11 protein-coding genes are annotated in these 10,998 nt (G+C 69.8%); 10 read left to right on the forward strand and 1 reads right to left on the reverse strand.

Annotated elements, in window-relative coordinates; all coding sequences use genetic code 11:
- Positions 1-592: 592 nt before the first annotated feature.
- The gene (locus tag KF823_16535) at positions 593-1,798 is read right to left on the reverse strand and encodes a fatty acid desaturase (GenBank protein MBX3727509.1); all 1,206 of its coding nucleotides are present in this window, start codon (positions 1,796-1,798) and stop codon (positions 593-595) included.
- A gap of 323 nt (positions 1,799-2,121) precedes the next feature.
- On the opposite strand from KF823_16535, the gene KF823_16540 reads away from it, so the two are divergent.
- The 10 genes from KF823_16540 to KF823_16585 all read left to right on the forward strand — a co-directional run bounded on the left by KF823_16540 (position 2,122) and on the right by KF823_16585 (position 10,438).
- Positions 2,122-2,676: a DUF1232 domain-containing protein gene (locus KF823_16540; protein ID MBX3727510.1), complete on the forward strand. Its 555-nt coding sequence runs from the start codon at positions 2,122-2,124 to the stop codon at positions 2,674-2,676.
- Between the two features lie 415 nt (positions 2,677-3,091).
- Positions 3,092-3,493: an ATP synthase subunit I gene (locus tag KF823_16545; protein ID MBX3727511.1), complete on the forward strand. Its 402-nt coding sequence runs from the start codon at positions 3,092-3,094 to the stop codon at positions 3,491-3,493.
- Between the two features lies 1 nt (position 3,494).
- The gene (gene atpB / locus KF823_16550; protein MBX3727512.1) at positions 3,495-4,295 is read left to right on the forward strand and encodes a F0F1 ATP synthase subunit A; all 801 of its coding nucleotides are present in this window, start codon (positions 3,495-3,497) and stop codon (positions 4,293-4,295) included.
- 79 nt (positions 4,296-4,374) lie between these two features.
- The gene (gene atpE, locus KF823_16555) at positions 4,375-4,656 is read left to right on the forward strand and encodes a F0F1 ATP synthase subunit C (protein ID MBX3727513.1); all 282 of its coding nucleotides are present in this window, start codon (positions 4,375-4,377) and stop codon (positions 4,654-4,656) included.
- 109 nt (positions 4,657-4,765) lie between these two features.
- Entirely contained in the window at positions 4,766-5,236 is a 471-nt protein-coding gene (locus tag KF823_16560; GenBank protein MBX3727514.1) for a F0F1 ATP synthase subunit B, read from the forward strand.
- 4 nt (positions 5,237-5,240) lie between these two features.
- Positions 5,241-5,777, forward strand: a complete 537-nt coding sequence (locus KF823_16565; protein MBX3727515.1) for a F0F1 ATP synthase subunit delta — start codon at positions 5,241-5,243, stop codon at positions 5,775-5,777.
- Between the two features lie 67 nt (positions 5,778-5,844).
- Positions 5,845-7,392 carry a F0F1 ATP synthase subunit alpha gene (gene atpA, locus KF823_16570; protein MBX3727516.1) on the forward strand — a complete coding sequence of 516 codons (1,548 nt, stop codon included), beginning with the start codon at positions 5,845-5,847 and terminating at the stop codon, positions 7,390-7,392.
- A 163-nt stretch (positions 7,393-7,555) separates the two neighbouring features.
- On the forward strand, positions 7,556-8,419 hold the full coding sequence (gene atpG / locus KF823_16575) for a F0F1 ATP synthase subunit gamma (protein MBX3727517.1): 864 nt from the start codon (positions 7,556-7,558) through the stop codon (positions 8,417-8,419).
- A gap of 34 nt (positions 8,420-8,453) precedes the next feature.
- Complete coding sequence (gene atpD / locus KF823_16580) at positions 8,454-9,881, forward strand: F0F1 ATP synthase subunit beta (GenBank protein MBX3727518.1); 1,428 nt, start codon at positions 8,454-8,456, stop codon at positions 9,879-9,881.
- 134 nt (positions 9,882-10,015) lie between these two features.
- Positions 10,016-10,438 (forward strand): F0F1 ATP synthase subunit epsilon, encoded by a 423-nt coding sequence (locus KF823_16585; GenBank protein MBX3727519.1) that lies wholly within the window; start codon positions 10,016-10,018, stop codon positions 10,436-10,438.
- Positions 10,439-10,998: the final 560 nt, after the last annotated feature.

Raw genomic sequence — 10,998 nt, forward strand, 5'->3', positions numbered from 1 at the left:
CCGGGAGAGAGGGCCGGGGCTTGCCATGATCTGCATCCTTGCCGGCCCAGCGGCGTGTGCTGGCTGGGGCGGCCCTCTCCCCCGCCCCTCCCGCAGGCGGGGGAGGGGAGAAGTGCGGTGCCGTCGCATCGGCGAAGCGCCGCCTGGCAGAGGGCAGAGACACGACGCCAACCAGGTGCGTCGGGGCACTGACGTGTCCTCGCAAACGAGCGAGACCGCAGGCCCCGCACCTGGCTCCCTGCACGGGCGCTTGCATCTGACCCCTGCCGTGTTCGGAAGCGGAGCGGTGGCACGCTGGCTGCAGCGGGCAAGGTATTGCCGCGGCACCCGTCGACGGGCGCGCACGGCCATGCCGCAGTGGAGTCTGCGGCGGGGTGGGAATTCGCACGGCGGTACGGCGCCGCATGGGCCCCGGCGCGAAGCCGGGACCTGGCAGGCTATTGAAAAACGGCCTGACGGGAGGCCACGGAGGGCTGGCATTGCCGATCAATCGCCGCAAGCGATCGATCCGCAATAAACGAGTCCGGCCATGCGCCGGACTCGCGACTTGAAGAACGCACAGGACGTGCGTTCTTCAACAGGCTGCCAGGGCTCAGCCGGCGCTGACAGCGGCCGGCTGCTGGACCAGACGGTAGCCCTTCAGTCGGGCGGCGAACTGCTGGAGCGCCCGGATGCCGGTGGCCTCCGCATCGCGGCACCATTCCTGCAGGCCGCGCAGCATGGCCTCCGGTGCGACGCCTCGGCGCTCGTACAGTTCCCGCAGGCGCTGGCGGAACTCGTAAACGGTGGCGAGACTCGGCCGCTGCGAGAACCAGCGGCTGTCGCGTCCCTCGCGGCGGCCCTGGAAGGACAGGGCGCGCTTGGCCTGCCGACGCCAGCGGCGCAGGGAGTCGCCGGCACGCTCGGCCTCCTCGTGCACGACCGGGATCACGACGTTGCGGAAATAGTCGGTCATCACCTGGAAGCGGTGCACCAGCACCGCGCGCAGGGTCTCGGGGCAGGCCTGGGAGGCGTCACCGACCTGCTCCAGGGCCGGCGCCACCCGGCGGATACGCGCCAGGCCCACGCGCTGGAAGCCGCGCAGCAACAGCCAGCCGATGTCGAACTCGCCGCGACGCAGGGCGAAGCGCGCCGAGCTGGGGAAGGCGTGGTGGTTGTTGTGCAGCTCCTCGCCGCCCAGCAGAACCGCCCAGGGGACCAGGTTGTGCGAGCGGTCGTCGGTATCGAAGTTGCGATAGCCCCACCAGTGGCCCAGGCCGTTGACGACGCCCGCGGCGCAGATCGGGATGACCAGCATCTGCAGTGCCCACATGGCGACGCCGCCGACCCCGAACGCCGCCAGGTAGGCGAACAGCAGGAGCGTCGGTCCGAGGGGCGCGAAACGCGCGTAGAGGTTGCGTTCGATCCAGTCCTCCGGCGTGCCGTGCCCGTACTGCTCGACGGAGGCGCGGTCGTTGCTCGCCTTGGAGTAGAGCGCGACGCCGTGCCACATCACCTTGCCGATGCCGTGCACCACGGGGCTGTGGGGATCCTCGTCGGTCTCACAGCGGGCATGGTGCTTGCGATGCACCGCCACCCACTCCTTGGTCACCATCGCGGTGGTCAGCCACAGCCAGAACCGGAACACGTGGGCCAGGGCCGGATGCAGGTCGACGCCCCGGTGCGCCTGGCAGCGGTGCAGGTAGAGCGTCACCGAGAGGATGGTGAGCTGGGCGGCGACCACGAACCAGAGCAGCATCCAGCCGAGGCTGGCGCCGGTCAGTCCGCCATCGAGGAAGGTCAGCAGGGGGTCGATCATTGTCGATGCATCGTCAAGGAGTCTGGAAGCCACTATAGCCGGACCGGCGGCCGGTCGCGCTGCGGCGCCGGGGCGGGCCGCCGTGCCATTCAGTCCCCCCGTCGCGGGCCGCGCCGGGGGCCGCCCCCGCTTCGACCGGGCGTTCAGGTCCGCCCGGTGTCGCCATGGGGTGGCGCCGCGTCAGTGGTACGACGACGGGCTGGCACGTCGCTGCCTGGCAGGGTGCCCACGCCCCCTGTGGGGACGGCCGCGGTCGCGTTGACGCTGCCCGCACGTGGGCAATAGGCTTGACGGCCTTGCCCACACGTGCCGGCCGGACCCCCATGGACATCCAGATTTCGCTGAACGATGAAGACCTGAACCACTTCCGTCGCGCCATGGAGCAGGCGCGTCAGCGCAATTCCGGACTGAGTGCAGCGGAGATCTGCGCCCATGCCGCCGCCCTGCTCGAAAAGGTGCGCTCGCGGCGGGTGCCGGACTTCGTCTCCGACCGCATGCGCCACCTGGTCAGCCTGATCGCCATGGTCCAGGACCAGGCCTGGAACCTGGAGGACGAGGACAAGACCCGGGTGCTGGCGGCGCTGAGCTACTTCTCAGAGCCGCACGACGACATTCCCGACTCGGTACCGGTGTTCGGCTTCCTGGACGACGCCATCATGATCGAGCTGGTCATGCGCGAACTGCGTCACGAGCTGGAGGCTTACGACGAGTTCTGCGTGTACCGCGCCACCGACGGCGGCGGCACCGGCCTCACCCGCGACGAGTGGCTGGCCCAGCGGCGCGAGGAGCTGATGGACCGGATGCGCCGTCGACGCTCCAGCCTGGGCAGCAGCTACGCGGGCACCCGGCCGTTCTCGCTGTTCACCGCCGGCGGCTGAGCGCGGCCACGCCCGCGCCGGTCCGCCGTGGCGGACCCGCGGGCCCGCCTGGATCTCTCATGCGGCCGCTGGCTGCGGCCCCGGATCCTCGCAACGGGGCGCGGTGTCGACGCCTGGTAGCGCGTCGTCATGGCGTATCCGGGCCAAGGGCTCTGCACTGACGCGAGGGACAGGGGCGAGGCATTGCCGTCGCCGCGCCGTGTCGGCCGGGTGCCGCGGCCCTTCCCTGGGGGCCGGAGGGGCTGCTATCATTCCGCTGCTTTGCAGCAGCCTGTCCCGAATCCGGTCCGGATTTCCACCCGCCTCGGCGCGCCGACACCCCGGCCGCGCTGACCAAGGTGGCGCCGGCCTGCCCGGGGCCGGCGCACCCGAACGGTCCGCATGGCGCGGCCCGGCGCACGGATTCCCGGTCCCGATGATGTCCCAGTCCCCTCCAGCCGTCACCGGCCCCCGTCGCGACCTGCTCGTCGCCCACGGCCTCGGCCCGTGGCACGTGGCGGTGGCGCTGGCCGCGCTGCCCTGGCTGCTGCGCGGACCGACCTGGGCACTGGCGGCCGTGGTCGGTGGCCTGGCGGTGGTCGCCGGCGCCTGGCTGTCCGGGCGCATCGCGCTGGGCGGCGGCGTGCAGTCCTCCGGAGGTGCGCTGGGCCGGCTGCTGGCAGGAATGATGTTGAAGTGGGTGGTGGTGATCGGCGCCCTGGCACTCGGCATGGCCTCCGGCCTGTCGCCGTTGCCGGTGCTGACCGGCGTCATCGCCGCCCTGGTAGCGCAGATGCTGGCCGTGACCGGCCGGGCGCAGGCAAGCAAGGCGATCTGACATGGCGGCCACAGACGATCTGACCCCCACCAGCTACATCCAGCACCACCTGCAGAACCTGACCGCGAAGGTCGGCGATGGCGGCAGCTTCTTCACTGTTCACGTCGATACCCTGGTCACCTCGGTGGTGATGGGCCTGCTGATCGTCCTGCTGTTCTGGCTGGGAACGCGCCGCGCGACCGCCGGCGTGCCCGGCAAGTGGCAGGCCTTCGTCGAGATCATGCTGGAGTTCGTGAACGGCCAGGCGCGCGATACCTATCACGGCGCCAGCAAGCTGGTGACGCCGATCGCGATCACCCTGTTCTTCTGGATCCTGCTGATGAACATGCTCAAGTTCATCCCGGCGGATTTCTTCGCGGTTCCGCTGTCCTGGGTGGGCGTGCACTACTGGAAGCCGGTGCCGACCGCCGACGTCAACGCCACCCTCGGCCTGTCGATCAGCGTGTTCTTCCTGATGCTGTTCTTCGCGCTGCGCTCCAAGGGGCTGGGCGGGTTCACCAAGGAGTTCCTGACCGCGCCGTTCGGCAAGTGGATGATGCCGTTCAACCTGATCCTCAACATCGTCGAATGGCTCAGCAAGCCGATCTCTCTGGCGATGCGGCTGTTCGGCAACATGTTCGGTGGGGAAATCGTCTTCCTGCTGATCTGGGTGCTCGGCGGCGCGGGCCTGCTCGGCCTGCTCGGCGGCGCCGCCTTCGGCCTTGGCTGGATGATCTTCCACCTGCTGGTGATCCCGCTGCAGGCCTTCATCTTCATGATGCTGTCGATCGTCTACCTCAGCCTGTCGGAAGACTCGCACTGAGCCACCGCTCCACCGCGCCGTTTCCGCTTCAGTTCCATCCCTATCCACTTTCGTCAAACACGCTGTCCCGGAGAAAACCATGGAAACCTTGACCGCCCTCGCTTCCGTCCAGGCCTCGACCGTCCTGGCCATCGGCATCATGATCGGCCTGGCTGCGCTGGGCGCCGGCCTGGGCCTGGCCATCATGGCCGGCAAGTTTCTGGAATCCGCCGCCCGCCAGCCGGAGCTGATCCCGGTCCTGCAGGTCCGCATGTTCATCACCGCCGGCCTGATCGACGCCGCGTTCATCATCTCGGTGGCGGTCGGCCTGCTGTTCGCCTTCGCCAGCCCGTTCCTGGTGGGACCGCTGGCCGTCGGCTGAGCCACGCCGCGATGGCTCGCCCGGGGCGGTGCCGCCGCGGGCGAACGGCAATCCCGGAGCCGGGCGGCCGCATGGCCGCCGGCTTCCCGAGTACAGGCAGAGCGCATCCATGAATCTCAATCTGACCCTAATCGCCCAGGCGCTGGCCTTCGCCGGCCTGATCTGGCTGATCGCGACGAAGGTGTGGCCCCCGTTGCTGAACGCGATCGAGGAGCGCCAGAAGAAGATCGCCGAGGGCCTGGCGGCCGCCGATCGCGCCAAGGCCGAGCTGGCCGAGGCCGACCAGCGCGCCGACCAGGAAGTGCGCGCCGCCCGCGCCAAGGCCGCCGAGATCCTCGAGCGCGCCCACCAGCAGGCCGGCCAGATCGTCGAGAAGGCCAAGGTCGACGCTATCGCCGAGGGCGCCCGCCAGAAGGCCGCGGCCGAGGCGGAGATCGCCAGCCTGCTGCAGGCCGCCCGCAGCGACCTGCGCACCCAGTTGGGATCGCTGGCCGTGATGGGCGCCGAGCGCATCGTCCGGCGCGAGATCGACGCCGCCGCGCACCGCGCCCTGATCGAAGAGCTGGCCAACGAGATCTGAGCCGATGAGCAGCAACGCCCAGACCCTGGCACGGCCGTACGCACGTGCCGCCTTCGACCTCGCCAAGGGCGACGGCCTGCTCGCCGACTGGTCGCGCCGGCTGGCGTTCTCCGCCCAGGTCGCCGACGAGCCCGTGGTGCGCGCCCTGCTGACCGGGCCGATGCTGGACGGCGCCGCCCAGGTCGCGCTGATGCTGCCCGAAGGCGATACCGCCGACGGCGTCTACGGCCGCTTCCTGGCGGTGCTGGCGCGCAACGGCCGGCTGCCGGTGCTGCCGGACATCGCCGCCCAGTTCGAGGTGCTGCGTGCCGAGGACGAGGGCGTGGTCAAGGCGGTGGTGCGCACCGCGGTGCCGCTGGAGCCGGCCCAGGCCGACGCCCTGGCCGCCTCGCTGCGCCGCCGCTTCGGCCGCCAGGTCGAGCTGCGCAACGAAATCGACGCCTCGGTGATCGCCGGCGCCGTGATCGATGCCGACGGCACCGTGATCGACGGCAGCGTGCGCGGCCGGCTGGCCCGGATGGGCAGCGCGCTCTCCCACTGACCCGACAAGCATTCCCGTCAAAACCGCGGCGCCCTCATCCCCGGCGCCGGACCAGAGGCCCCAAGCCATGCAGAGCACACTCAACCCGTCCGAGATCTCCGAGCTGATCCGCAACCGGATCTCGCAGTTCAAGCTCGGTGCCGAGGCCCGCAACGAAGGCACCATCGTCTCGGTGTCCGACGGCATCGCCCGCGTGCACGGGCTGGCCGACGTCATGCAGGGCGAGATGGTCGAGTTCCCGAACGACACCTTCGGCCTGGCGCTCAACCTCGAGCGCGACTCCGTCGGCGTGGTCATCCTGGGCGACTACGAGCACCTGCGCGAGGGCGACGCGGTCAAGACCACCGGGCGCATCCTCGAGGTGCCGACCGGTCCGGAGCTGCTCGGTCGCGTGGTCAACGCGCTGGGCGAGCCGATCGACGGCAAGGGCCCGATCAACGCCAAGACCAGTTCGCCGGTCGAGAAGGTCGCGCCGGGCGTGATCTGGCGCAAGAGCGTGTCGCAGCCGGTGCAGACCGGCTACAAGTCGGTCGACTCGATGATCCCGGTCGGCCGCGGCCAGCGCGAGCTGATCATCGGCGACCGCCAGACCGGCAAGACCGCCCTGGCGATCGACACCATCATCAACCAGAAGGGTTCCGGCGTCCGCTGCATCTACGTCGCGATCGGCCAGAAGGCCAGCTCGATCGCCGGCGTGGTCCGCAAGCTGGAGGAGAACGGCGCGATGGACCACACCATCATCGTCGCCGCCAGCGCCTCCGAGTCGGCCGCCATGCAGTACATCAGCGCCTACTCGGGCTGCGCGATGGGCGAATACTTCCGCGACCGCGGCGAGGACGCCCTGATCGTCTACGACGACCTCTCCAAGCAGGCCGTCGCCTACCGCCAGATCTCCCTGCTGCTGCGCCGCCCGCCGGGCCGCGAGGCCTACCCGGGCGACGTCTTCTACCTGCACTCGCGCCTGCTCGAGCGCGCCGCGCGCGTCAACGAGGAGTACGTCGAGCGCTTCACCGACGGCGCCGTCAAGGGCAAGACCGGTTCGCTGACCGCGCTGCCGATCATCGAGACCCAGGCCGGCGACGTCTCCGCGTTCGTGCCGACCAACGTGATCTCGATCACCGACGGCCAGATCTTCCTGGAGACCGACCTGTTCAATGCTGGCATCCGCCCGGCGGTGAACGCCGGCATCTCGGTGTCGCGCGTCGGTGGCGCCGCGCAGACCTCGATCATGAAGAAGCTGTCCGGCGGCATCCGCATCGCACTGGCGCAGTACCGCGAGCTGGCGGCGTTCGCGCAGTTCGCCTCCGACCTCGACGAGACCACCCGCAAGCAGCTCGAGCGCGGCCAGCGCGTCACCGAGCTGATGAAGCAGAAGCAGTACGCGCCGATGAACATCGCGCGCATGGCGCTGTCGATCTTCGCGGTCAACGAGGGCTACCTCGACGACCAGCCGCTGGCCAAGGTCGCCGCCTTCGAGGCCGGCCTGCACGCCCACTTCGGCCACGAGCAGGCCGAGCTGGAGAAGCGCATCGTCGAGACCGGCGCCTGGGACAAGGACATCGAGGCCGTATTCCGCAAGGTCATCGAGGACTTCAAGGCGACCGGAAGCTGGTGAATAGAGCGGGGACCGGGGACCGGGGACCGGGGAGACGCGCAAGCGGATGTCCCAGGGCCCCGGGCCGGCACCCCCGATTTGAACAATCCGGACAGGCGGGCGGGGATTGTCGGAGCAACGCTCCCGGTCCCCGGTCCCCGGTCCCCAGTCCCGAGTAGAAGACATGGCAGGCGGCAGGGAAATCAAAACCAAGATCAAGAGCGTGCAGAACACCCGCAAGGTGACCCGCGCGCTGGAGATGGTCTCGGCCTCCAAGATCCGCAAGGCGCAGGACCGGATGCGGGCATCGCGCCCCTATGCGCGGCTGATGCGCCAGCTGATCGGCCACATCCAGCAGGCCAACACCGAGTTCAGCCACCCGTTCCTGACCGCCCGCGAGCAGGTGCGCCGGGTCGGCTACATCGTCGTGTCCAGCGACCGCGGCCTGTGCGGCGGCCTGAACTCCACGCTGTTCCGCAAGCTGCTCGCCGACATGCGGCAGTGGCAGTCGCAGGGCGTCGCGGTCGACGTCGTCTGCATCGGCCAGAAGGCGACCGCCTTCTTCCGCCGCCTGAAGGTCGACATGCTCGGCTCGGTCACCCACCTGGGCGAGCGGCCGCAGCTCGAGCAGCTGATCGGCGTGATGACCGTGATGCTGGACGGCTTCAGCGAGGGGCGCCTGGACCGCGTGTTCCTGGCCTACAACGACTTCGTCAACACCATGGTGCAGCGCTCGACCATCGACCAGTTGCTGCCGCTGCCGCCGGGCGACGCCCTGGGCCATGGCCACGAGTGGGACTACCTGTACGAGCCGGACGCCGAGACCGTCCTGGCCGAGGTGCTGACCCGCTACGTGGAATCGCTGGTCTACCAGGCGGTGCTCGAGAACCTCGCGTCCGAGCACGCCGCGCGGATGGTCGCCATGAAGGCCGCCTCCGACAACGCCAGCAAGCTGATCGACACGCTCAACCTGAGCTACAACAAGGCTCGCCAGGCGGCCATCACCCAGGAGATCTCCGAGATCGTCGGCGGCGCCGCGGCGGTCTGAGGTTCCAAGCTACCGGTTATTCGAGGATAAGCACATGAGTCAGGGCAAGGTCGTCCAAATCATCGGCGCCGTCGTCGACGTCGAATTCGAGCGCGCCAGCGTTCCCAGGATCTACGACGCGCTCAAGATCGAGGGCACGCAGATCACGCTGGAGGTGCAGCAGCAGCTCGGCGACGGCGTGGTCCGCGCGATCGCGCTGGGCTCCACCGACGGCCTGAAGCGCGGCCTGGTCGCCACCAACACCGGCCGCGCCGTGGCGGTGCCGGTCGGCGCCGGCACCCTGGGCCGGATCATGAACGTGCTCGGCGAGCCGATCGACGAGGTCGGTCCGATCGACGCCAAGGACCACTGGGAGATCCACCGCCCGGCGCCCAGCTTCGACGAGCAGGCCGGCGGCAGCGACCTGCTGGAGACCGGCATCAAGGTCATCGACCTGATGTGCCCGTTCGCCAAGGGCGGCAAGGTCGGCCTGTTCGGCGGCGCCGGCGTCGGCAAGACCGTCAACATGCTGGAGCTGATCAACAACATCGCCACCCAGCACTCGGGCCTGTCGGTGTTCGCCGGCGTCGGCGAGCGCACCCGCGAGGGCAACGACTTCTACCACGAGATGATCGAGGCCGGCGTCGTCAAGCCCGACAACTTCCCCGAGTCGAAGGTGGCGATGGTCTACGGCCAGATGAACGAGCCGCCGGGCAACCGTTTGCGCGTCGCCCTGACCGGCCTGACCATGGCCGAGTACTTCCGCGACGAGAAGGACGCCTCCGGCAAGGGCCGCGACGTGCTGTTCTTCGTCGACAACATCTACCGCTACACCCTGGCCGGCACCGAGGTCTCGGCGCTGCTCGGCCGCATGCCCTCCGCGGTCGGCTACCAGCCGACCCTGGCCGAGGAGATGGGCGTGCTGCAGGAGCGCATCACCTCGACCCGCACCGGTTCGATCACCTCGATCCAGGCCGTGTACGTGCCCGCCGACGACCTCACCGACCCGTCGCCGGCGACCACCTTCGCCCACCTCGACGCCACGGTCGTGCTGTCGCGCCAGATCGCCTCGCTGGGCATCTACCCGGCGGTCGACCCGCTCGACTCCACCAGCCGCCAGCTCGACCCGAACGTGATCGGCAACGAGCACTACGACACCGCGCGCCGGGTCCAGGCGACCCTGCAGAAGTACAAGGAGCTCAAGGACATCATCGCCATCCTGGGCATGGACGAGCTGAGCGAGGACGACAAGCAGGCGGTGTCGCGGGCGCGCAAGATCGAGCGCTTCTTCAGCCAGCCGTTCCACGTCGCCGAGGTGTTCACCGGCTCGCCCGGCAAGTACGTGTCCCTGAAGGAGACCATCCGCGGCTTCAAGGGCATCGTCGACGGCGAGTACGACCACCTGCCCGAGCAGGCCTTCTACATGGTGGGCGGCATCGACGAGGCGGTCGAGAAGGCCAAGAAGATGGGCGTCGGCGCCTGATCGCCGTGACGCAGGCAGCAGGGAAAAGGGAGCAGGCAGAAGGGAGGCGCCGGTCGATGCAGGATCGCCGCCTCCGCCGCTGACCCGCCGTTCCCCGGCTCCCTGCCCCTCCACCCTGCTCCCTGGAGTTCCCCATGACCACCATCCGCTGCGACATCGTCAGTGCCGAGGACGAGATCTTCCACGGCAACGCCACCCTGGTCGTCGCCACCGGCGAGATGGGTGAGCTGGGCATCGCGCCCCGGCACGCGCCCCTGATAACCCGTCTCAAGCCCGGCTACGTCCGCGTCGTCGGCGAGAACGGCGAGGAGCAGGAGTTCTACGTCTCCGGCGGCATCCTCGAGGTGCAGCCGCAGGTGGTCAGCGTGCTGGCCGACACCGCCATCCGCGCCAAGGACCTCGACGAGGCCGCCGCCCGCCACGCAAAGGAAGAGGCCGAGAAGGCGCTCGCCAACCGCGGCGAGGGCATGGACGTCGCCGAGGCCCAGGCCCGCCTGGCCGAGGCGATGGCGCAGCTCCAGGCGCTCGAGCGCCTGCGCAAGAACCTCAAGCACTGAGGCCCCGCGGGCGGTCGCCCGCAGGGGATTCCGGTCGCGGCCGCACGGGCCGATTCCCGCTCGCCTCAGCGGCAAGGGCAGGTGATGCGGGTTGTGCTCCGGCGCGAAGCCTTCCAGCGCGCGCGGGCCGGGCGACCCTCTCCCCCGCCCCTCCCCCGCACGGCGGGGGAGGGGAGAAGTGCGGTGCCGTCGAAAAGCGGCACCGGCCTCACGGTGGTCAGCGCACTGGCTGTGCATGCTGGCTGAAAGACGCCGCCATTCAGCTCTCGCAGAGGAAGAGATGCGCCGCCAGTCAGGTGTCGCAGTAGGGAGAGTGGAGCCGATCACCTCCAGCATCCCCAGCCCCTATACCCGCTCCCCGCTCACCCCTCTATCCTCCCCGGCCCCGGCCCCGGCCCCGGCCCCGGCCCCGGCCCCGGCCCCGGCCCCGATCCCCGATCCCCGGTCCCCGATCCCCGATCCCCGATCCCGATCCCCGATCCCGGTCCCCAGTCCCCGGTCCCCGGTCCCCGGTCCCCGATCCCCGGTCCCCGGTCCCCAGTCCCCAGTCCCCAGTCCCC

Source organism: Lysobacterales bacterium (assembly GCA_019634735.1).
GTDB lineage: Bacteria > Pseudomonadota > Gammaproteobacteria > Xanthomonadales > UBA2363 > Pseudofulvimonas.